19 protein-coding genes, 1 pseudogene and 1 riboswitch are annotated in these 21190 nt (G+C 51.4%); of the genes and pseudogenes, 8 read left to right on the forward strand and 12 right to left on the reverse strand.

Annotated features, from left to right (window positions below):
- Positions 1 to 53 precede the first annotated feature (53 nt).
- Entirely contained in the window at positions 54 to 251 is a 198-nt protein-coding gene (locus BN3279_RS01830) for a hypothetical protein (RefSeq protein WP_059048953.1), read from the forward strand.
- A gap of 106 nt (positions 252 to 357) precedes the next feature.
- Here the strand turns inward: BN3279_RS01830 and BN3279_RS01835 are convergent, their stop codons facing one another.
- Both BN3279_RS01835 and BN3279_RS01840 read right to left on the reverse strand, forming a co-directional pair.
- Positions 358 to 1989 carry an ABC-F family ATP-binding cassette domain-containing protein gene (locus BN3279_RS01835; protein WP_059048954.1) on the reverse strand — a complete coding sequence of 544 codons (1632 nt, stop codon included), beginning with the start codon at positions 1987 to 1989 and terminating at the stop codon, positions 358 to 360.
- Between the two features lie 112 nt (positions 1990 to 2101).
- Positions 2102 to 3046, reverse strand: a complete 945-nt coding sequence (locus BN3279_RS01840) for an MBL fold metallo-hydrolase (protein ID WP_059048955.1) — start codon at positions 3044 to 3046, stop codon at positions 2102 to 2104.
- 341 nt (positions 3047 to 3387) lie between these two features.
- On the opposite strand from BN3279_RS01840, the pseudogene BN3279_RS01845 reads away from it, so the two are divergent.
- Both BN3279_RS01845 and BN3279_RS01850 read left to right on the forward strand, forming a co-directional pair.
- Positions 3388 to 4580: pseudogene (locus tag BN3279_RS01845) on the forward strand (virulence factor).
- 158 nt (positions 4581 to 4738) lie between these two features.
- Positions 4739 to 4937, forward strand: a riboswitch (Lysine riboswitch).
- Positions 4938 to 5042: 105 nt separating this feature from the next.
- Positions 5043 to 6521, forward strand: a complete 1479-nt coding sequence (locus BN3279_RS01850) for an amino acid permease (RefSeq protein ID WP_059048956.1) — start codon at positions 5043 to 5045, stop codon at positions 6519 to 6521.
- A 76-nt stretch (positions 6522 to 6597) separates the two neighbouring features.
- On the opposite strand, the gene BN3279_RS01855 is transcribed toward BN3279_RS01850, so the two are convergent.
- Positions 6598 to 7728 carry a transglutaminase domain-containing protein gene (locus tag BN3279_RS01855; protein WP_059049044.1) on the reverse strand — a complete coding sequence of 377 codons (1131 nt, stop codon included), beginning with the start codon at positions 7726 to 7728 and terminating at the stop codon, positions 6598 to 6600.
- Positions 7729 to 7959: 231 nt separating this feature from the next.
- On the opposite strand from BN3279_RS01855, the gene BN3279_RS01860 reads away from it, so the two are divergent.
- A complete protein-coding gene (locus BN3279_RS01860; RefSeq protein WP_059048957.1) occupies positions 7960 to 8157 on the forward strand; it encodes a hypothetical protein in 198 nt (65 codons plus the stop codon).
- Between the two features lie 91 nt (positions 8158 to 8248).
- On the opposite strand, the gene trxB is transcribed toward BN3279_RS01860, so the two are convergent.
- From trxB to BN3279_RS01890, 6 genes are all read right to left on the reverse strand, one after another.
- Positions 8249 to 9199 (reverse strand): thioredoxin-disulfide reductase, encoded by a 951-nt coding sequence (gene trxB, locus BN3279_RS01865; protein WP_059048958.1) that lies wholly within the window; start codon positions 9197 to 9199, stop codon positions 8249 to 8251.
- 117 nt (positions 9200 to 9316) lie between these two features.
- The gene (locus BN3279_RS01870) at positions 9317 to 11257 is read right to left on the reverse strand and encodes a heavy metal translocating P-type ATPase (RefSeq protein ID WP_059048959.1); all 1941 of its coding nucleotides are present in this window, start codon (positions 11255 to 11257) and stop codon (positions 9317 to 9319) included.
- Between the two features lie 310 nt (positions 11258 to 11567).
- The gene (locus BN3279_RS01875; protein WP_059048960.1) at positions 11568 to 12860 is read right to left on the reverse strand and encodes a homocysteine synthase; all 1293 of its coding nucleotides are present in this window, start codon (positions 12858 to 12860) and stop codon (positions 11568 to 11570) included.
- Between the two features lie 164 nt (positions 12861 to 13024).
- Positions 13025 to 13675 (reverse strand): deoxyribose-phosphate aldolase, encoded by a 651-nt coding sequence (deoC, locus tag BN3279_RS01880; RefSeq protein ID WP_059048961.1) that lies wholly within the window; start codon positions 13673 to 13675, stop codon positions 13025 to 13027.
- Positions 13676 to 13720: 45 nt separating this feature from the next.
- Positions 13721 to 14302 carry a peptide deformylase gene (def, locus tag BN3279_RS01885; protein WP_059048962.1) on the reverse strand — a complete coding sequence of 194 codons (582 nt, stop codon included), beginning with the start codon at positions 14300 to 14302 and terminating at the stop codon, positions 13721 to 13723.
- 41 nt (positions 14303 to 14343) lie between these two features.
- A complete protein-coding gene (locus BN3279_RS01890) occupies positions 14344 to 14607 on the reverse strand; it encodes a YqkE family protein (protein WP_059048963.1) in 264 nt (87 codons plus the stop codon).
- A 161-nt stretch (positions 14608 to 14768) separates the two neighbouring features.
- Here BN3279_RS01890 and BN3279_RS01895 point away from each other — a divergent pair, with 161 nt between their 5' ends.
- On the forward strand, positions 14769 to 15068 hold the full coding sequence (locus BN3279_RS01895) for a hypothetical protein (RefSeq protein WP_059048964.1): 300 nt from the start codon (positions 14769 to 14771) through the stop codon (positions 15066 to 15068).
- 99 nt (positions 15069 to 15167) lie between these two features.
- Here BN3279_RS01895 and BN3279_RS01900 read toward each other — a convergent pair whose 3' ends face one another.
- The gene (locus tag BN3279_RS01900) at positions 15168 to 16100 is read right to left on the reverse strand and encodes a manganese-dependent inorganic pyrophosphatase (RefSeq protein WP_059048965.1); all 933 of its coding nucleotides are present in this window, start codon (positions 16098 to 16100) and stop codon (positions 15168 to 15170) included.
- A 178-nt stretch (positions 16101 to 16278) separates the two neighbouring features.
- Between BN3279_RS01900 and BN3279_RS01905 the strand changes: the two genes are divergently transcribed.
- Positions 16279 to 16965, forward strand: a complete 687-nt coding sequence (locus BN3279_RS01905; RefSeq protein ID WP_059048966.1) for a response regulator transcription factor — start codon at positions 16279 to 16281, stop codon at positions 16963 to 16965.
- Positions 16962 to 18512 (forward strand): sensor histidine kinase, encoded by a 1551-nt coding sequence (locus tag BN3279_RS01910; RefSeq protein ID WP_059048967.1) that lies wholly within the window; start codon positions 16962 to 16964, stop codon positions 18510 to 18512. Before BN3279_RS01905 ends, BN3279_RS01910 begins: the two co-directional genes overlap by 4 nt.
- A gap of 43 nt (positions 18513 to 18555) precedes the next feature.
- Here BN3279_RS01910 and BN3279_RS01915 read toward each other — a convergent pair whose 3' ends face one another.
- Both BN3279_RS01915 and hflX read right to left on the reverse strand, forming a co-directional pair.
- A complete protein-coding gene (locus BN3279_RS01915; RefSeq protein ID WP_059048968.1) occupies positions 18556 to 19026 on the reverse strand; it encodes a GNAT family N-acetyltransferase in 471 nt (156 codons plus the stop codon).
- A gap of 31 nt (positions 19027 to 19057) precedes the next feature.
- Positions 19058 to 20338: a GTPase HflX gene (hflX, locus tag BN3279_RS01920; protein WP_059048969.1), complete on the reverse strand. Its 1281-nt coding sequence runs from the start codon at positions 20336 to 20338 to the stop codon at positions 19058 to 19060.
- A 422-nt stretch (positions 20339 to 20760) separates the two neighbouring features.
- On the opposite strand from hflX, the gene BN3279_RS01925 reads away from it, so the two are divergent.
- Positions 20761 to 21168 (forward strand): DUF2500 domain-containing protein, encoded by a 408-nt coding sequence (locus tag BN3279_RS01925; protein ID WP_059048970.1) that lies wholly within the window; start codon positions 20761 to 20763, stop codon positions 21166 to 21168.
- Positions 21169 to 21190: the final 22 nt, after the last annotated feature.

Genomic DNA, 21190 nt, shown 5'->3' on the forward strand with positions numbered 1-21190 from the left:
CACGCTTTTAAAAACGTATAGAATAGGTACAGCCCCTTTTCCATTCGAAGGAGATGATATATTTGACGGAAGATAATAAGGATGTTCGCAAAGTCGACCTGGCCGAAGCCATGCGCCAAAAGCTGCAACAAAAAAAGCAGCAGCAAGCTGACAATAAGCCAGGCTTGAAAGGTAACCTTCAAACCAAAGCACTGAAAACCCAAAATAATAAAAAGCCCAACAACCAACGTCGTCGTACAGGCGGTTCGTAGTTCAACGTCCGCAGCCAATTGACACAAACAAGCCGCACGAATTCGGTCCTCATTGGACCACTCGTGCGGCTTTTGGTCTGTCCAGAAGACAGAATGTAGCTCTAATCTATACGTTAGCCTCTTCCGGGTACATGGATTTACGCAAGTTCTGAATTTCTTCGCTCTCCAGATATTCATCGTAAGTCATGACCCGATCAATAATACCGTTTGGCGTAATCTCGATAATGCGGTTGGCAATCGTTTGAATGAATTGATGGTCATGAGATGTGAACAGGATGGTACCGTCAAAATCAATCAACCCATTATTCAGCGCCGTGATCGATTCCAGGTCCAAGTGGTTAGTAGGCTCATCAAACAGCAATACGTTAGCGCCGTTGAGCATCATCTTCGCCAACATGCAGCGCACCTTCTCGCCACCAGACAATACGCTTGCTTTCTTCAATGCTTCCTCACCAGAGAAGAGCATCCGTCCAAGGAAGCCTCGCAGGAAGGTCTCATCCTGGTCTTTGGAATATTGCCGCAGCCATTCCACCAGGTTCATGTCAACACCGTCAAAATATTTAGAATTGTCCTTAGGGAAATAAGCCTGGGTAGTCGTTACCCCCCAGCTATACTCGCCCCCGTCCGCTTCCACTTCGTTCATGATAACCTGGAATAACGTCGTCTTTGGCATACCGTTAGGCCCAACAAAAGCGATTTTGTCTCCCTTGTTGACCACAAAGTTGACATTATCAAGTACCTTCTCGCCTTCAAGGCTCTTCGTCAAAGCGTCAACCGTCAGTAACTGCTTGCCCGCTTCGCGTTCTCCCTTGAAGTGCAGGAACGGATATTTCCGGTTGGATGGACGAAGATCATCCAACGTAATCTTGTCGAGTTGTTTCTTCCGGGAAGTCGCCTGCTTCGATTTGGAAGCATTGGCGGAGAAGCGTTGGATAAAGGCTTGCAGTTCCTTGATCTTCTCTTCCTTCTTCTTGTTGGCATCGCGCTGCAATTGCAAGGCGAGTTGACTGGATTCATACCAGAAGTCGTAGTTACCGACATACATCTGAATTTTGCCAAAGTCGATATCCGCAATATGAGTACACACCTTATTCAGGAAGTGACGGTCATGGGATACTACGATAACGGTGCCTTCATAATCCATCAGAAAGTTCTCAAGCCACTGAATGGATTCCAGGTCCAAATGGTTCGTTGGCTCATCCAGCAACAGGTTATGTGGACGCCCGAACAAGGCTTGCGCAAGCAACACGCGAACCTTCTCATTGCCGCTTAATTCAATCATTTTCTTATCGTGAAGCTCGCGTGGAATTCCGAGGCCAATCAAGAGAGCCGCTGCATCCGGTTCAGCATCCCAACCGTTCAGCTCGGCAAATTCTCCCTCCAGTTCCCCCGCCCGCATTCCATCTTCTTCGGAGAAGTCAGCTTTGGCATACAGTGCATCCTTCTCTTTCATAATGGAATACAATCTTGCATGACCCATAATTACCGTTTCCAACACTTGATACTCATCGTATTCATAGTGGTTCTGCTTCAAGACGGCCATCCGCTCGTTTGGCGTCATGAACACTTCACCCTGGTTTGGCTCGATTTCGCCAGACAGGATTTTCAGGAATGTAGATTTACCAGCCCCGTTTGCTCCAATTAAGCCATAGCAGTTGCCGGGGGTGAACTTTATATTGACATCTTCGAAAAGTGCCCGTTTTCCATAGCGGAGCGTCACACCATTTGTACTGATCATTTTGAGCATTACCATCCTTTTTTCAATAATCGCACTACTGGCTCCATATTATAGCATAGATTAGCATTTTAGTTGAGTAATCCCCGCCAGAAGCGCCGATGCTCCCAAAAGGTTAGTAAGGCAACCGCAGCGTCTCACCGTGAAATAGAATCTTGATTTGCTCCTCGGAAATGCCCCGTTGCTTGCGGTCCTGCTCCAAGCGGTCAAGGGCTTCACGGGCTGTGTCGTCCGCCAGGCGGAACGTACCATAATGCATCGGAATCATCAGCTTGCCCTTCACATCCACGAAGGCCTGTAGTGCCTCCTCGGGCGTGGTATGCTGGCTGGTCATGAACCATTCCGGCTCATAGGCGCCGATGGGCAGCAAGGCGATATCAATGTTGAAGCGCTGGCCAATCTCTGCAAACCCGCGAAAATAACCGCTGTCTCCGGCAAAATAAATCACCTGTGGCTTCTGATCCGGTTCAAACTCGGTCGGCTCCAGAACATATCCGCCCCAATGAGACGTATTCGTATCAAACAGGGTCCGCCGGGTCCAGTGCTGCGTCGGGACAAACGATATGAGGACCTTCCCGATTTGCAATTGCTCCCACCAGCTCATTTCAAGTACCCGGTGAAAGCCCTTGCGGCGCATCTTGCGTCCCAAACCGATGGGAACTACAATCGTGGTCGCGACACTGTATAAACGACGAATGGAAGATACATGCATATGATCGTAGTGTGAATGAGACAGTAAAATAACGTCGATGGGTGGAAGATCGGCAATGGCGATCCCCGGGTCGGCCAGCCGCCGCTGAAATCCCATGCGTGCTGCCCAGACGGGGTCTGTCACAATATTTAATCCTTGATATTGAATGAGGAAGGTAGAATGCCCGATCCAGGTCACCGTGCTCTCCTCACGGTTTTGCTGTAGAAAATCAATCTGAGGTTGCGAGCTTGGGATGACGTAGGAATAATCCTTCCTTTTTCTACGGCGTTCTTCCCGCCATTGTCCGAACTGCTTCAACGTTTTATCCGTACTTACATTATCGATGTTGTTGTAGCGCGTTCTTGACATGAATCAAATGCTCCTCTCCACATGACTTTCTTCTATTTTAAAACAAATCCCCCTCTTCTTCCAAACTTTCCACCCTAATTAACCGGGTCTTTATACTTACGAGCATATATGAACAGGAAAGTCACCGCTGCTAGAATCACGAGTGGCGACGACCAAACATACCACGATCAAGGTCTTCTCCTGCTTCTTGAACATACTTTCGCTTCCTTGCCGCTTAGTGTGTCAGTACACTTACCTTTTTATTCCTTTCATGCCATGCATTTGCGCTAGAATTGCACGAAGGGTTGGGCAAGGCGATGGATTGAGGTACAATAGTTTAAGAAGGGAGATGTGAACATTGTATGAAAATCATTTTTATTGAACCTACCCCTAGCCCGAATTCAATGAAGCTGCATTTGGATGAAAGTCTGGAGCCTGGAATTCGGAAAACATATACGCTTGATAACGAACGCTCCGCACCCCCATGGATTCGCGGCTTCTTAAGTATCCCTGGCGTGAAGAGCGTGTTCCACACCGCCGACTTCGTAGCATTGGACCGCAAGGGTAACGCCGATTGGGCGGCTATCCTGTCCGAAGTACAACGGCAATTCGGGCAAGAGGGCGTGGAATCGGCCTGGAACCCGGATAGCGAGGAAGAAGCCGCGGCCTATGGAGAGGCCCAGGTCTTCGTTCAGTTCTTCCGTGGCATCCCGATGCAGATTCGGGTTAAGGCCGGGCTGCGCGAGGAGCGGATCTCCTTGTCCGAGCGCTTCGTCAACGCCGTTACGGAAGTGGCCAGCGCCACGCTGATCAAGGAGCGCAAGCTCAGCGATTATGGCGTGCGCTATGGTGAGCTCGACGAGATTGCGCGCGAGGTCGAGCAGGAGCTGGAAGCCGCTTTTCCACAGGAGCGGCTGGAAGGCATTGTAGCCCAGGCCATCGCCCATGGACGCAGCGAGACAGAGTTCGTCGAGCAGCGCCGGGCGCTCAGCCTGAGCGAGATCCGCGAGCGCATGCAAGATGGCGACTGGCGCGGACGGTACGCCGCGCTGGAGTCCTTGCAGCAGCCGGAGGTGTCGGCGCTGCCGCTGCTGGCGGAGGCGCTGCGTGACCCGCAGATGCAGCTCCGCCGGCTCACCCGCAGATGCAGCTCCGCCGGCTCGCCGTGGTCTACCTCGGCGATCTGAAGACGCCGGAGGCGATGGAGCTGCTGTTCCAGGCGCTGCGCGACAGCTCTGCCGCCGTACGCCGCACCGCCGGCGATACCTTGTCCGACATCGGCGATGCGTCGGCCACGGAAGTGATGATTGAAGCGCTGACCGACAAGAGCAAGCTGGTTCGTTGGCGGGCCGCTCGCTTTCTCTACGAGGCCGGTACAGACGATGCGCTGGATGCCTTACGTCAGGCTGCTGATGATCCTGAATTTGAGGTGGGCCTTCAGGCCAGAATGGCTGTGGAACGCATTGAATCCGGCGAACAGGCCGCAGGTACCATTTGGCAGCAAATGGCCAACCGGGAACGCGGTGATAGCGATAACCCTACGCTCGAAAAATAGCTCTCTTCAGTTGTCATGAATTGGACATTGCTCCCCCTATTACCATGCTATATACTAGGAAAATACGTAAATTCATAGGCACTTTATGAATAAATGCAGCTTCGAAGATCGAAGGGTTGTAACCCCGATATTCGGACTGCCATAGGAACCTCATCGTTTGGTGAGGTAGAGGTCGCGATTGTGAAGAGTACACCGGTGGAGGCGCTAAGAAGCCGCCTTGGAGCCCGGTGGAAAGGCACTGTCGCCGAAGCTTGGTTGCCCGCTTCTTATGGCATCCCGGCTGGGACTGTCTCCGAAAGGAACAGGACTGTCACGTCATTCCCCTCACCCGGGAATACGTGTTGAGCTATCTTCATGAATGGTGGGAATCACGGTATGTATTGTATGGGCCGCGGAATCCTTTCCGCGGCTTTTTTGCATGGTTTGGGGGATTAAGGAAGAGGTTAGAAGGAGTGTTCAAGTATGAGCAGCAATAACAATCAAGTAGCCGAACAACAATTAAAGCCGGGGCTAAAAGCCCGTCATATGACCATGATTGCGCTTGGCGGCTCAATTGGCACCGGGCTGTTTCTGGCCAGTGGGGGAGCCATTGCTTCCGCCGGTCCGGGCGGTGCCTTACTTGCCTATGCCGCCGTCGGCATTATGGTTTACTTTCTGATGACGAGCCTGGGGGAACTGGCCACTTACCTGCCGGACTCCGGTTCGTTTGAGACCTATGCCTCCCGGTTCGTGGACCCGTCTCTGGGCTTCGCCATGGGCTGGAACTTCTGGTACAACTGGGCAATCACGATTGCCGCGGAATTATCCGCCGCCACGCTTATTATCAAATACTGGTTCCCGGACAGCTCATCGCTGCTTTGGAGCATGCTGTTCCTTGCTCTGATCGTAGGTCTGAACATCCTATCGGTTAAAGGTTATGGAGAATCGGAATATTGGTTCGCCACGATTAAAATTGTTGTTGTTATTATTTTTCTGATCATAGGCGTGTTGATGATCTTCGGCATCATGGGCGGCGAAGCGGTTGGATTCTCCAACTTCACGGTAGACGATGCCCCGTTCCACGGTGGTTTCTTCGCCTTCCTCGGGGTATTCATGGCAGCGGGCTTCTCGTTCCAGGGAACGGAGATGGTTGGTGTCGCGGCAGGCGAAAGTCATAATCCCCGTGAGCATGTGCCGCGGGCCATCCGTCAGGTATTCTGGCGAATCCTGATCTTCTACTTCCTGGCTATTCTGGTCATTGGTCTGCTGATTCCATATACCAATCCTAATCTGCTGCAAGGTGGACTTGAACATATCGGGGTTAGCCCCTTTACGCTAGTATTTGAACGAGCAGGACTGGCTTTTGCCGCTTCCGTCATGAACGCCGTCATTCTGTCGTCCGTGCTCTCGGCTGGCAACTCCGGCATGTACGCTTCTTCAAGGGTGTTGTACTCCCTGGCTTTACGCGGCAAGGCACCCAAATTCCTAGCCAGATTAAATCGACGTGGGCTTCCGATCAACGCCTTGATGATGACGACCCTTGTTGGCATGGCCGCGTTCTCCGCCTCCTTGTTCGGCGATGGCGTCGTCTACAACTGGTTACTGAATGCATCTGGCATGTGCGGCTTCATTACCTGGCTGGGCATCGCCATCAGTCATTACCGTTTCCGCCGTGCTTATGTCGCTCAAGGCCGCGATCTCAAGGATCTTCCGTATAAAGCGCGTTGGTTCCCCTTCGGCCCCATCTTTGCTTTCGTGCTTTGCTTTGTCGTAATTCTTGGGCAGAACTTATCTGCCTTTACGGGAGAAAATATCGATTGGTACGGTGTGGTTGTCTCCTATGTTAGCGTTCCGTTATTCCTGGTGATCTGGCTGGGCTACAAATGGAGCCGCAAAACCAAGCTGATTCCGCTTAAGGAATGCAATCTGGATACCCTGACAACCTTTGATTCCAAAATTTAGAGGCGCAACAAATAAAGGAGATGCCCCCCGGCCATTATCGCCAGGTGAGCATCTCCTTATTGTTTGCCTATTATTACTATTCCCAATAAATCTCTACTCGCAGATCCCAGGTACCCTCCAAGGGCTGCGCGAGATAGCTAATATCCATAAGCCCCAGCTCATACAAGGCGGCTAGATCATCGAGCAGTTGATCCTCCGGCCCCGCATAACGAACAACGGCCTTCTTCGAGTTTGCCTTCAATTCCTCTTGAACGCGCCCTGCCAAGCCTGAAGCATTAACAACTGCAGCATCATCATCGTACAGGTTATAGCCGAGTTGCTTCTTCAAGTCCACATAAGCCTCTTGTTTAGCTCCTCCTTGGTTAGCCAAGGCATCGAGGGCTTCCCGATAAGTCCCTGTGGTTCTAGGATAGTTATTAATTGCCCAAATATGATCCTTGCTCATTTGCTTGTCTGTCCGTAGATAATAAGTATAATTCACTTGACCTGCGACATCAGGCACCGGATCATCCCAGGTGGTGTCAAGGTGATACCAGTGACCGTCTACCTTAGCCATATTCCAGGCATGTAGCTGACCGTCAGCGGTACCTTCAACCACCCGACTGTCGACCCCGGCATTTCTGAGCAACTGATAGGTGAGCAATGCATAACCCTGGCATACTGCTTCCCCGGTACGGAGGCCTTCGTAGGCTGTATATTTTTGCAAATCAGTATCGTATTTAAGGTTAAGAACTACAAAATCGTGAATGACTTTAATCTTTTGGTGGGTATCCATTCCTGGCTGAATAATTTTCTGCAATATTTGCTTTACCCGTTGCTGGACATAGGCGGTTTGCTCAGCCGTCTCCCGATACTCAATCTTTAACGTAATCTTGGCAGAGCTGGAGGTCCCACGCCAAGAGTATGAGTAACGATCTACAATGTATTTGGTATATGGGTCTGCATTAAGCGCACCCTCGACTGCACTTATTAACTTGCTGTCAAGCTCTTGCGTTACCCCTTTATATCTGAATGTAATCGTTGTCTGTCTTGCCTTCAGGCCCTCTGACAACTTACTCTTCATTTGCTCTACTGTAGTAAAAGTTGCTACATCCTCTGCTGCATTAACCGGAATAATAGCCCATCCGAGCGGCTCCGATCCCAACAGCAAAACGCAAATGGCTCCGGTTACCACCCATCGTTTAGAAAATCCGCGCCTTCTCCCCATACGGCTCCCCCTCTTCTCTTGAGCAAGCTTGTTCAGGTCTTGATTAACCTTCATGCTCATTGTAACACAGCCTATCCTGCAAAAGACTCCTAGTTTTGTCAAATCGCCGTTTATTTTTCACATCTAGCTCCTACAAAAGGTGGCAGGGCTTAGGTATAATAGAAACATCATATGTGATTTAAATCATTGTTTTATTCATTTTTACACTTATTGGAATGGAGAAGCGGTCCGATGACTATTGTGAATCTTTCGGATATTTCTGTAGAACTATTTATTGCTGTCATGTTCTTCTTATTGCTGATAGCTCCCGTAGTCAGCCTAGGTGTACTCCGCCTGTTTCAGGGACGCAAAAAAGTCGGTTTCACTTTGCTAGGCAGTGGTGTCGCCGGATATTTCCTGTTCCAACTGATCGTTGGGCTGTTCACCTGAGACTACGAAGAGCAACTATGGAAATTCACCCAAATAAAATGGCGATGCCGTGAGATACCCGGCATCGCCATTTTGTTGTCCTTCTTCGAAATCACTTGGCCGCAGCTACAGCCGCTGCATGCTCCAGACTCTCGATATATTTCTCGCAATCCATAGCCGCCATACAGCCACTGCCGGCCGCAGTAATTGCTTGACGATAGCGGGTATCCTGAACATCGCCACAGGCGAATACGCCTGGAACATTCGTTTCGGAGGTACCCGGTTTTACCACGATATAGCCATTCGCATCCGTATCGATTTGTCCCCCAAGGAACGCCGTGTTCGGATGATGACCGATGGCGACAAACACACCGCTTGCCGAGATAACCTCTTCTTCACCGGTCTCATTGTTGCGGACCTTCAGTCCAGTCACGCCTGTATCTCCGGCAACCACCTCAAGTGGAGTCCGGTTCAACGCCATTTCAATCTTCTCGTTTGTACGTACGCGATCTTGCATGATCTTCGAAGCACGCAACTCATCACGGCGGTGTACCAGGGTTACCTTGGAAGCAAAGCGAGTAAGGAAGCCTGCCTCTTCAAGCGCAGAGTCTCCGCCGCCAACCACAATGATCTCCTTGCCCCGGAAGAAGAACCCGTCACAGGTGGCACAGGTACTGACCCCGCGTCCCACATTGGTTTCCTCGCCAGGTATGCCGAGATATTTAGCCGTAGCGCCTGTTGACAAGACCAGTGTTTCGGTAACCAGTTCGCCCAGGCCTTCTACCTGCAGCTTGAACGGACGTTCGTTCATATCCACGCTATTCACCCAGCCCGTGCGGAATTCCGCACCGAAGCGTTCCGCTTGCTTGCGCATATTATCCATAAGTTCAGGTCCCATAATGCCTTCGGGGAAGCCCGGGAAGTTCTCCACTTCCGTGGTTGTCGTTAATTGTCCCCCCGGTTGTGGTCCTTCAATAATCAGCGGGCTCATGTTGGCACGAGCCAGATAGATCGCGGCGGTCAACCCCGCCGGTCCCGTACCGATAATAATCGACTTATACATATGATCAAATCCTCTCTGTACCCTCTGATTTCATTATGTTAAACCCTTGATACCCTGTCAATGTTCCCACCAAGGGGGTTCGGTGAAGGTTACATGAAGGAATGATGAAGACGAGAATTAGCGGAGCAACCGCAGGCCATTCAGAATGACCAGTAGCGTGCTTCCCTCATGTCCAACAACCCCCAGTGGCAGCGGAATGCCTTGAATGAAGTTGCTTGCAATCAGCAGCAGGATGACCGAACCGGCAAAAATCAGATTCTGCTTCACAATTCGCCGGGAGCGGCGGGCCAGGGCTATCGTTTCAGCAATATGCTCCAGTCCATCATTCATTAATACCACATCCGCCACCTCAAGTGCGGCGCCGCTCCCTGCACCACCCATAGCTACACCTACCGTTGCCGCAGCCAGAGCAGGCGCATCATTCACGCCGTCGCCAACCATAACTACACCGCCATAACGTGACCGTAGCAGCTTCACATGCTCAACCTTCTCCTGAGGCAGGAGATCTCCATAAACAAGATCAATTCCTGCCTCTCTGGCGATAGCGCCAGCGGTGCCGCTACGGTCTCCCGTCAGCATGGCTACGGTAATGCCCAGCTTGTGCAAACGGGTAACGGCAGCCTTCGCCTGGGGACGAATCTCATCGCGCAGGGCAATAATCCCCGCATATCGACCATCCTTCTGAATGGATGACACGGTATAACCTTCCTGAGCCCATGCCACCAGACGGTCCTTCAGGTCAGCCGGCAACCGGGCATCCTCGGTGTCCGCCTTACCTACACGCCACACCTCACCTTGAATAATCGCCTCAATGCCCCATCCAGGCAAGGCTTGAAGCTCATCCGCAGCACGAATCATTAAGCCTTCCTCTTCGGCCTTGCGTACAATAGCTTTGGCCAGCGGATGCTCCGACAAGCTTTCCGCCGCTGCACAGGCCGCTAATACCTCCAGTCGGTCAAAGCCCTCGGATACACATAATTCACTCACGACCGGGGAGCCGGCCGTCAAGGTACCCGTCTTATCGAAGGCCACCACCTTCACATTACCCAGATGGTCCATCGGCGCCCCACCTTTGAACAATACGCCCCGTCGTGCGCTCTTGGACATGGCCGATAGCATGGCTGGCATCACGGAAGATACGATGGCGCAGGGTGAAGCTACTACCAGAAATACCATGGCCTTGTAGAAGGCATGAGGCCAACTCCACCCCACCAAATAGGGTGTGAGCAAGATCAACCCCAGAGTGATGGCTACGACGGACTTGGCATAAATGCCTTCCAGCCGCTGGATGAACCGCTGTGTGTCGGGAACCTCCTGCTGGGCCTGCTCGACTAGTGCAATAATTTTGGCAAACAAAGTACCCTCGGCCAGACTGGCAACCTCCACATAAAGTGCGCCTCCCCCGTTTACCGTGCCTGCGTAAACTCCATCGCCGTTCTCCTTCTCCACCGGCAGCGATTCTCCGGTAATGGCCGATTGATCCACCGCTGAGTTGCCGCTGCGAATAACACCGTCGACCGGGATGATGGCACCAGGTTTGACCAGCACCAAATCTCCCAGTGCCAGTGTGCCGACCTCTACTTCCTTCATCCCATCCCCATCGATCTTCCAGGCCGTCTCCGGCTTCATGGCGATCAGGGCCGAAATATCCTTACGGCTCTGTTCACTGGCAAAGGACTCCAACGCTCCGCTCAACGCAAAGATAAAGATCAGCATCGCCCCTTCGTTCCAGTAGCCAATCGAGGCGGCACCAAGCGCGGCGGCAATCATCAACAGGTTGACATCCAAATCTCTTTCCTTTAGCAAGGTGATAAGCCCTTCACGAGCTTTCATATATCCCCCGGCAGCATAGGCCACAATGTACAGCAAGACCGACAACATGGGGGACAATCCTTGCATCCCCCAAGCCACGAGCATAAATCCACCACTGGCTAAGGCCAGCAGCATTTCCCGATGACGCAGCAAATGGAGCAATGAGAACTTTCTCCTTCTCCCCGGATCGGGCTGATTCATTGTCTTTTGTAAAGTAGGCATCGCTTTTCTATGAATAGCTTCCATCTTCTTCTCCTCCTTGAATCCCTTGAATTTCTCTTAGCGCAGTATGTTCTCTCTGAGAATGAATATTATTGTTAATTCCCTGAAAATGGCGCAAGCTGCCCCGGGAATCTCCCGGAGCAGCTCGCAATTGAGAACGATAATCATTGTTGCACTCGGACAATAATTTTGGCCTTGTGAAACTTTAGCTTCATTTTAAACCAAATTCAATCGGATGTAAATGCACTTTATGCCTATATCTGCAATAAAAAAAGGGGAATCCCAATGTGGTGAACATTGGATTCCCCTTAAGCTGCATGCCCATCGTTTGCCTTCAGGATTGACTGGCAGCAATGGCTTGCTCAAGATCATAAATAATATCGTCAATGGATTCGGTCCCTACGGAGAGCCGGATTAAGCCAGGCGTTACACCTGCTGCCTCTTGCTCCGCTTCCGCAAGCTGCTGATGCGTAGTGCTGGCCGGGTGAATGATCAGCGACTTGGAATCCCCGACATTCGCCAGATGTGAGAACAGCTTCACGCTTTCAATTAGCTTACGCCCTGCTTCTACCCCGCCGCGAATACCAAATGTCAGGATGGCCCCCTGACCCTTCGGCAAATATTTCTTGGCAAGCTCGTAGGAATCATGACTTGGCAAACCGGCGTAGCTGACCCACTCTACATGCTCATGTCCCTCCAAATACCGGGCGACCTTCAAGGCATTTTCACTATGGCGCTCCACGCGAAGATGAAGAGTCTCCAGCCCTTGCAGTAGCAACCAGGCATTAAATGGAGATAAGGGGGCTCCCAGATCGCGCTGTAATTGGACTCGAGCCTTAATAATATAAGCAAGCGGCCCCACAGCTTCGGTATATACAAGACCATGATAGCTTGGATCAGGTTCGGTAAGTCCCGGAAATTTCCCGCTGGCAGCCCAGTCCAGCTTACCTCCATCCACGATAACTCCCCCGATGGATGTTCCGTGCCCCCCTATAAATTTGGTAGCAGAATGAACAACGATGTCTGCCCCGAAGTCGATCGGGCGCAACAAGTACGGACTAGGGAACGTGTTATCAACAATCAGCGGAATACCATACTCATGAGCAATTGCCGCAACCGCTTCAATATCTAGCACATCCCCCTTGGGGTTACCGATTGTCTCTGCGTATAGCGCCTTCGTCTTCTCCGTAATCGCGGCCCGGAAATGTTCCGGATTGGAGGAGTCTACAAACTTCACATGAACGCCCAGCTTGGGCAAAGTGGTGGAGAATAGATTATAGGTTCCGCCATACAACGTGCTAGAGGAGACAATTTCATCTCCCGCTCCGGCAATATTGAGGATAGAGAAAGTAATCGCAGCCTGACCTGAGGCGGTTGCTAACGCCCCTACGCCACCTTCCAACGCAGCAATTCGCTGCTCAAATACGTCGTTGGTCGGGTTCGTAATGCGGGAATAAATGTTACCAAATTCCTTAAGACCAAATAAATTGGCAGCATGCTCTGTATCGCGAAAGCCGTAGGATGTCGTTTGATAGAGTGGTACGGCCCGCGAACCTGTGGTGGGATCAATTTCTTGACCGGCATGGATCGCTAGCGTTTCAGGGGCGAATGAACGTTTCTCAGACATAACTTATTCCTCCTCAACGTTTTAGATATTCTCTCACATCTTGGCATGTTTGGAAATAGTATTCCGATATTTTTTGTGCGAATAGTAATATATATTTGCTCATACTCAAAAAAGCGCTATCTCGACAAGATGCCGAAATAGCGCTATTCATTGAAAAAAGCTATCTAGTAGTCGTTAAGCCCACTTTGACCTTGAGCAATGGCCACCCCGGCACTGGTGCCAAGTCGCGTCGCACCCGCCTGAATCATGGCCTTGGCGTCCGCTAATGTACGTACACCACCGGAGGCTTTAACGCCAACCTCAGGACCCACGGTCTTACGCATCAAGGCCACAGCCTCCACGGTAGCTCCGCCGGTTGAGAAGCCGGTTGACGTCTTGACGAAATCTGCCCCTGCTTCCACAGATAACTTGCATACGCGCACGATCTCTTCTTCTGTCAGCAGGCAGGTCTCAATAATGACCTTCACCAGGGCTTTGCCGGATACGGCTTGGACAACTCCGGCAATATCCGCTTGGACCAAGGCATCGTTACCGTCCTTAAGCGCGCCGATGTTGATCACCATATCAACCTCGCCCGCACCTTGGGCAATGGCATGGGCCGCTTCGAATGCCTTAACCTCCGGGGCCGAAGCCCCGAGCGGGAAGCCGATGACTGTACATACCTTCACCGGAGTTCCTTGCAGCACCTGTGCCGCGGTCTCTACCCATACCGGGTTAACGCAGACAGAGGCAAAGCCGTACTCCTTAGCTTCCTCCGCCAGCTTGATAATGGCCGCCTGTCCTGCATCCGCCTTGAGCAGGGTATGGTCGACCATAGATGTAATGGACTGTGTTGACAATGTAATTCCTCCAATTAATTGTTAATATAAGCTGGCAATTTGCACGCCATCCGGTAGCTTGAATGGATGCTCTTTATTGATATGGTCATAGAACATGATACCGTTCAAATGATCAAGCTCATGCTGCATAACGATGGCATCAAAGCCCTTGAAGCGAAGTTTGACCTCGTTTCCCTCTTCGTCCATAGCCTTGACCTGTACTTTCTCATAACGTGGCACAAACCCCTGTACCGGACGGTCCACGGACAAACAACCTTCGCTCTCAGGCAGGTAAGTCATTGCCTGGGAATGACTGATAATCTTCGGATTGAACATAGCGATAGGACGATCCTGACCTTCCGAATCGCTCAGCAAAGCGGCGAACATCCGCTTGTTAAGCCCGATTTGATTAGCGGACAAGCCAACACCTGCACGCAACTTGTATTTCTTGGACAATTCCGGGTCCTGGCTATTCTTCAGAAATTGCAGCATGGCCGCCATCTCTTCGCGATCTTCCTCAGTGGGAGGCACGCTGACAGGCTCCGTCACGACACGAAGGATAGGTTCTCCTTCCCTAACAATATCATCCATTGTAATGATATAATCCCGTTTGAATTTACTCATAAATGAACCCTTCATCCACCTTTATCCGTAAAATAGCCACTCTATTTATACTTGTTCCAGTCCATCTCGCTGTTGTTCAGCAAGTGCTCAAAGTTGTTATCGAGTCGCTTCTGCTCCGCTTGCCGTGCCTCTTCCTTACGCGCACGCTCTTCCTGCTGGCGCTGCTCTTCTTCCTGCTTCAGCTCAGTGGCCTGCGCTTTCAGCTTTGCTAGTGTATCTTCCCCCAGCAAATCCTTCAGTGTAGCCGGTTTATCCCCTGCATGCGCCGGGGCACTGGCTATGTTGCGCGACTTCTTCTTAGCCATCTATCTCACCTCAAGTATATAAGTTGAATGGAAACTTTTCACGTATTTTCTTAAATTCGTCTTCTTCCACATGCTACAACTTCATGCCTAAGGTATCATAGGCCAAAATTTATTGTCAATGAACTCCTATGATATAATAAATCGTCAAAGGAGGATATATCATGGCTTTTGGAGTAACGCGTGCCGAGCTAACGGCATGGAAACAGACGGTCGCTCGTGGGGAGATCGGCTATTTGACGCATTATTGGCTGGACCCGCGCTTCCCTGATTCCAGAACCGTCACCAAGGTTGGCTGCTCTGATATAGAACGTTTGAAGGCTTGGTGCGAAGCCCACGGTCTTCCGTCAAAATATATTCATCACCGCTCTCCATTTCCCCATTTCGATCTGATCGGCCCGAAGCAGCAGGAGATTTTACGGGAAGAAGGATTATGGGACCAACTGGAGAGATTTAAATTCTAAGAAATGTTTAATCATTTAGCTCCTGACATGAAAAAAGAGCCTTGAAGGCTCTTTTTTCACGCAGTATTTAACTAGCATTCTCAGTTGTGCACCACGTCTTTAGCGTTGGTTGAAGATGTCCGTCAGTACGGGAACGATTTGCGATTTACGGGAAACAATGCCCTTCAGTACGGCTTTATTATCGGACAACTTCACTTGATAAGCCTGCTCAACCGAATCAGCCGCCTTACCCAGGGCCAAGCCCACGGAATCGTTGTTCAAAATGTCGGTTACGACGAACAGGTACAAATCAAGCTCTTTGTCGGCAATGATGTTGTTCAGCGCCGCTTCCACCTCCTCCTGGCGAGACAATACATCATTGACATCTACCGCATTAACTTGGGCAATGACCACCTTGGAGCCGCCCATATCAAATTCCTTGGCATCCAGCGAGATCAATTGCTCAACGGTCTTATCACTCAGGTCAGCTCCGGCCTTGAGCATCTCCAGGCCATACTCTTCGGCATTCACACCAGCGATATCAGCCAGTTCACGGGCAGCAGCCACATCCTGCTCCGTGCAGGTAGGGGACTTAAACAGCAATGAATCGGAAATAATGGCGGAAAGCATCAATCCGGCGATATTCGCAGGCACGTCAATCCCATTTTCTTTATACAGCTTATTTAAAATCGTAGCGGTACAGCCTACCGGCTCGGCACGGTAGTAGAGAGGACCGCTGGTCTCGAAATTGGCAATCCGATGATGGTCAATAACCTCAACCACGCGCACCTGATCAATATCGGAGGCACTTTGTTGTCGCTCATTATGGTCGACCAGGATGACTTCCTTCACTTCGGAAGCTACGGCTTCGACCAGGCGAGGGGCTTCCACACCAAACTTCTTCAAGGCAAAGGCCGTTTCTTCTCCGACGTTACCCAGACGAATTGGCTCAACGTTCCAGCCTAGCTTGGTCTTGAGGTCCGCATAAGCAATAGCCGAACAAATCGTGTCGGTGTCAGGATTTTTATGTCCGAAAATGAATACTTTTTCCATCTCATTACTCTCCTTTAACATGTCCTAATGTCAAAAGTATAGCCTAAAAGTCAAGGGGCAAGCAAGAGTTTCGGGAGACGATATCGCCCCAGCTTTAAGGTAGTATTCAGCCAACACTCAGGGGCTTCGTTTATAATAAGAAATCATAGGATGCAAGGGGCAGAAAGGAACGATATCGATGAATCAGGTTAAAGGAGCTAAAATACTGCTGGTGGACGACGAGCCGCACATCGTGCAATTTCTGGAGCTGGGGCTGGTGAATGAAGGCTTCGAGGTGCGTACGGCCAGTGACGGAATGAGCGCCGTTAGCATCGCGGACGAGTTCCAGCCACATGTCATTGTGCTGGATGTGATGATGCCGGGGATGGACGGCTGGGAGGTGTGCCGTCTGCTCAGAAAGCACGGCGAGCATGTCTCCATCATCATGCTGACCGCCAAGGATGAGATAGAGGACCGGGTGAAGGGTCTCACAATCGGAGCCGATGATTATGTGGTCAAACCGTTCAGCTTCGAGGAGCTGCTAGCCCGAATCGGCGCGCGGCTGCGCAATCAATTCCCAGCATTATTCGGCGAAGTGATCATCGGGCCCTTCAAGCTTGACGACAAGCGCAAGGAAATCCTCTATCTGGAGCGAGTGCTGGAGCTGTCGCCCACCGAATACGAGTTGCTGAAATATCTGATTTTGAATCACGGTATCGTCCTTAGCAAGACCAAGATTCTGGACAAGGTATGGGGCTATGACTTCGGTGGCGAGGAGAATATCGTGGAAGTCTACATTCGTTCCCTGCGCGAGAAGCTGCATGATCGCGAGCATCGCCTGATTCGCACGCTTCGGGGCGCGGGTTACCGGGTCGACTTGCCATGAGCCGCAGACCCGGCATAACCGGCAGGATACGAAGAATACTGTCCCCAAGCTCGCTTCGCTTCCAGCTCTTGTCCCGTTCGTTGTTTGTACTGGCCGCGCTCCTTATCCTGATCGGTGGATTTCAATATGTCATCATGAGGGACTTTCTTATTAAGAATCAAGCGGAGACGCTGGCTTCCCAAATGCGTGGACCGCTAAGAGAGATGTTCGATCGAACCGGCCAATGGCCTGAGCGCTGGGGGGTGGAGGAGGCCGAGCCTGGAGCGTCCGCCTCGGATGATAATACAGGCAGACGCCCGCCGATTCTGTTTCTGCCAGATTCCTCCCTGGCCATCATTAGCAGTGACAACGGATTTATTGACTTGAGTACATCATCCGGTCTTGCTTCGCCCCGCCTGACCGATGAAGAATACGCCACCCTGCTGGCCAGTTCCGCAGGACATCTCAAGCCCGACCAGTATCGGCTGCTTGAGGATGAGAATGGCAACGAGCAGCTAGTCGTCTTCCGTCAAGTGGTCCTGCCCGCCGAGACAGGGGAACGCACCTGGCTCATACAAATGGGCTCCTCTACGGCTCCTTTGAGGGAGGTTGTGGTTCGTCAGCTAATGACGTTCGCCGGCCTGTCCCTACTGGCACTGTCCGGGGGCTTGGCCTTATACTTGCCCCTGCTGCGCCGAAGTCTCAGCCCGCTGAATCAGATGGTCAAGACGGTGGAGGATACTAATGCAGGCAACCTGGACAATCGCTTCCCGGCAAATACGGGTCAATCGGAGATTGATCGGCTAGGCGTCTCCTTCAATGGTATGATGGAGCGGCTGGAGGGCTCCTTCCAGGCCGAGCGGGAAGCCAAGGAGCAAATGCGCCGCTTCGTCGCCGATGCTTCCCATGAGCTACGCACTCCGCTCACGGCAATTCATGGCTTCCTGGAAGTGTTGCTTCGCGGCGCAGCCGACCGACCAGAGCAATTGCACACCGCGCTTCACAGCATGCTAGGTGAATCTAAGCGGATGAAGAAGCTTGTTGAGGATCTGCTTACTTTGGCCAAACTGGACCGTACCCCGGTCGTGCAGAGAACGCTGGTATCCCTGGATGAGACGATCGCAGAAATGCAGCCCCACCTGCGCATGCTGGCCGGAGAACGCACCGTACACTTTATGTTGCAGCCGGATGTTCAGGCTATGTGCAATGAGGACAAGATCAAGCAGGTCGTGCTGAATATTTTCCATAATGCCGTACAGCATACTGACCCCATTCAGGGGCAAATCAAGGTACGTCTAACCCGAACTGCAGGTCTGGCCGAGTTCGAGGTTGTGGATAACGGGCCCGGCATCGCCCAAGAACACGTGCCCCACGTCTTCGAGCGGTTCTACCGCAGCGACGCCTCCCGGACGCGCAAGCAAGGGGGCGCCGGCCTAGGCCTGGCTATTTCCAAATCGATTGTAGAAGCCCACGGGGGCACGATCAGTGTGCAAAGCGAGTCCGGTCAAGGAGCCGCCTTCAAGGTGATTTTACCGGCGCTGGACATCCACTCCGGAACCGGACACTAATGCACAATAGAACATAAAAACAGAACAAAAAAAGGGATGCGCGTTATCGCAGCATCCCTTTGTATATACCTGGCTTCGAGTCTTCTATAGCGACGGCACCTACCGCTTTGGCATAGAACTCCTCAGGACCGGCTCCCCCAATTACAGCATAACCGTAACCTTCATGACGCATCAGATCAAGTGTATGCAGCAGCAGCATTTTGCCCACGCCACGTCCCCGCTCGTTCTCGTCTACTCCGGTCGGTCCGAAGAAGCCCTTGGCTGTCGTGTCATAGCAGGCAAAGCCCAGTAGCTTGCCATCCTCTACCGCCAGAATGCAAGTGATCGGCGATCTGGAGAAAGCCACCTCACATTCACTAACCCACATCGGGCCAAAATGCTCGCCAATCCATTGCGTGACCACATGCTTCTCCGGGGCAAGCGCCCGGCGAATCATAACCCCTGTACGTTCCTCATATTGCCCGGTTGATTCAAACGTGGGCAAGCCGTACAGCTTCACCAACATATCTGCCATAATCGCCAAGTCTCCTTTATACATCACATAGTTATTCCGTAGCTTCAACTACAAATTCACGGTATCTGCCGTAATCGCTGAGTCGACATTCCAGAGAAAGCTTCGTCCCCTCCGCCTCGTAACTGGTATCGAAGATGTTGGCGTACTCATTCAGGTATGAGACAACCCCACCCTGATCATAAGGGACCAGCATCGTACACTGGATATAGTCCTTGAACACCCGGCTGCGAATTTCATCAATCAGTTCGGTAATGCCTACGCGAGGCTTCGCTGCCAAGTATACAATATCACCCTGCACTTCAGGAATAGACTGCTCCGTCAGGTCTGATTTGTTGTAGGCATAGATGACCGGAATATCCGAGATACCGATCTCTCGTAAAGTCTCGTGGGTAATGTCCAGCATACGGGAGAACTCCGGATTGGAATAATCCACTACATGAATTAACAGGTCGGCCTCAGCCACTTCCTCCAGCGTCGAGCGGAAGGCCTTAATCAAGTGATGGGGTAGCTTGCTGACAAAGCCAACCGTATCCGTCAGCAGGAACGCCTTGTTATCCTGTAGGGGGATGCTCCGCACCGAGGTCTCCAGGGTAGCGAACAGCATATCCTTCTCCAGCACTTGCTTCTCCTGCTCCGGACTGTAGCGCTCCAGCATGGCATTCATAATGGTTGATTTCCCCGCATTCGTATAACCGACAAGGGACACCACAGGCAACTCGTTCTTCTTCCGCTGCTTGCGCTGCACCTGCCGATGGGCGACCAGCGTATCCAATTCTTTGCCCAGTGCCGTAATTCGTTCCTCGATCCGGCGACGGTCCAGTTCCAGCTTCGTCTCCCCGACGCCACGGTTCTTCGTGCCTACCCCGCCACTTTGACGACCCAGTGATTCTCTAAGACCGATCAGCCGTGGCAGCATGTATTTCAACCGTGCGACTTCAACCTGAAGCTGCGCCTCCCGCGTCTTGGCCCGTTGCCCGAAAATATCCAGGATGAGCAGGGTACGGTCGATAACCTTGCAGTCCAGATCAGCCTCCAGGTTGCGAATTTGCGAAGGGGACAGTTCATCGTTAAAAATGACCAGGTTGCCTTCGTGCGCCTCCAGCAAGGCTCGCACTTCTATAATTTTCCCCGTACCAATGTAGTGCGAGGTGTTGATTTTGGGCAGATTTTGCGTAAGCTGGTCAACGACCTGAATATCGCAGGCTTCGGCCAGATTAGCCAATTCCTCCATGGAATATTCAAAGTCCTCCTGATGGTTCAAGTTAACGCCTACCAGAACCGCACGTTGCTCCAATTGCTGTTCCTCGATCATAAATGATTTCCTCCCTTGGGAAAAAAATAAAACACAGGCGGCCCACACCCATGTTCTACGCAAACGGCACTCTTCCCCGGCGCAGTCATTCTATAGGCAAATAAGCTTGCCACCAGAGCGGACGCCAGCAAAAAAGGCATATTCTATTCTAAAGTCATCAAGGTTCCCTTTATCATAGCACACCTATCCCGTTTGCCCTGCACGGGTGCAGAGCCTTTGGCTGTATTCAATTAGCCGCGCAAAGTTGCAAAACGGAATTTAATGTTAATCACAGGGAACCCTCCGTTCATTTATAATGATCCCAGTTTATCACAATTCGTATGCGTTCACAATCCGTGCTGCTGCGCACTTAGGGAGGGCACAGTGAAACATTCTGGCACAGACTGCGTAATTATAAAGAGAATAGCAGAGGAGGAACTACCATGAGTGTAGTCGAAGGCGGTTTTGATATTTTCTCATTAGCCCCTATTTTTATAGTTATCGTATTTGTCATTGTGATTGTTGGTATTTTTACGAATGGAGCCCGTTATGTCAAAAATGCCAGCGCTCCCCGAAGCAGCCGGTATGCGCGCATCATATCCAAACGTATGGATGTACAGCACAATTCCAGCAGTCCTGCTGGTGATCATCATGTGCATACCTCATCCTCACGTACCTATTACTACATAACCCTGGAGTTTGATAATGGGGAACGCCACGAGTATCTGGACGTCAAGAAATTGTATGGACTTGTCGCCGAAGGAGATGTTGGATACGCGGCCGTTCAAGGAGATTGGATTGTAGCCTTTGAGCGTGACTTGGGGCCGGGGCAATATAGCAGCAACTACTAGAGAAAGGGAGCCAGAAGGCTCC

Origin of the sequence: Paenibacillus senegalimassiliensis, from assembly GCF_001486585.1 — a bacterium.
GTDB lineage: Bacteria > Bacillota > Bacilli > Paenibacillales > Paenibacillaceae > Fontibacillus > Fontibacillus senegalimassiliensis.

What these genes read in the sequence shown, in the direction of transcription:
- BN3279_RS01830 (WP_059048953.1), top strand. Translation starts at nt 54, where the DNA reads ATGATATATTTGACGGAAGATAATAAGGATGTTCGCAAAGTCGACCTG.
- BN3279_RS01835 (WP_059048954.1), bottom strand. Translation starts at nt 1,989, where the DNA reads ATGATCAGTACAAATGGTGTGACGCTCCGCTATGGAAAACGGGCACTT.
- BN3279_RS01840 (WP_059048955.1), bottom strand. Translation starts at nt 3,046, where the DNA reads ATGTCAAGAACGCGCTACAACAACATCGATAATGTAAGTACGGATAAA.
- BN3279_RS01850 (WP_059048956.1), top strand. Translation starts at nt 5,043, where the DNA reads ATGAGCAGCAATAACAATCAAGTAGCCGAACAACAATTAAAGCCGGGG.
- BN3279_RS01855 (WP_059049044.1), bottom strand. Translation starts at nt 7,728, where the DNA reads ATGGGGAGAAGGCGCGGATTTTCTAAACGATGGGTGGTAACCGGAGCC.
- BN3279_RS01860 (WP_059048957.1), top strand. Translation starts at nt 7,960, where the DNA reads ATGACTATTGTGAATCTTTCGGATATTTCTGTAGAACTATTTATTGCT.
- trxB (WP_059048958.1), bottom strand. Translation starts at nt 9,199, where the DNA reads ATGTATAAGTCGATTATTATCGGTACGGGACCGGCGGGGTTGACCGCC.
- BN3279_RS01870 (WP_059048959.1), bottom strand. Translation starts at nt 11,257, where the DNA reads ATGGAAGCTATTCATAGAAAAGCGATGCCTACTTTACAAAAGACAATG.
- BN3279_RS01875 (WP_059048960.1), bottom strand. Translation starts at nt 12,860, where the DNA reads ATGTCTGAGAAACGTTCATTCGCCCCTGAAACGCTAGCGATCCATGCC.
- deoC (WP_059048961.1), bottom strand. Translation starts at nt 13,675, where the DNA reads ATGGTCGACCATACCCTGCTCAAGGCGGATGCAGGACAGGCGGCCATT.
- def (WP_059048962.1), bottom strand. Translation starts at nt 14,302, where the DNA reads ATGAGTAAATTCAAACGGGATTATATCATTACAATGGATGATATTGTT.
- BN3279_RS01890 (WP_059048963.1), bottom strand. Translation starts at nt 14,607, where the DNA reads ATGGCTAAGAAGAAGTCGCGCAACATAGCCAGTGCCCCGGCGCATGCA.
- BN3279_RS01895 (WP_059048964.1), top strand. Translation starts at nt 14,769, where the DNA reads ATGGCTTTTGGAGTAACGCGTGCCGAGCTAACGGCATGGAAACAGACG.
- BN3279_RS01900 (WP_059048965.1), bottom strand. Translation starts at nt 16,100, where the DNA reads ATGGAAAAAGTATTCATTTTCGGACATAAAAATCCTGACACCGACACG.
- BN3279_RS01905 (WP_059048966.1), top strand. Translation starts at nt 16,279, where the DNA reads ATGAATCAGGTTAAAGGAGCTAAAATACTGCTGGTGGACGACGAGCCG.
- BN3279_RS01910 (WP_059048967.1), top strand. Translation starts at nt 16,962, where the DNA reads ATGAGCCGCAGACCCGGCATAACCGGCAGGATACGAAGAATACTGTCC.
- BN3279_RS01915 (WP_059048968.1), bottom strand. Translation starts at nt 19,026, where the DNA reads ATGGCAGATATGTTGGTGAAGCTGTACGGCTTGCCCACGTTTGAATCA.
- hflX (WP_059048969.1), bottom strand. Translation starts at nt 20,338, where the DNA reads ATGATCGAGGAACAGCAATTGGAGCAACGTGCGGTTCTGGTAGGCGTT.
- BN3279_RS01925 (WP_059048970.1), top strand. Translation starts at nt 20,761, where the DNA reads ATGAGTGTAGTCGAAGGCGGTTTTGATATTTTCTCATTAGCCCCTATT.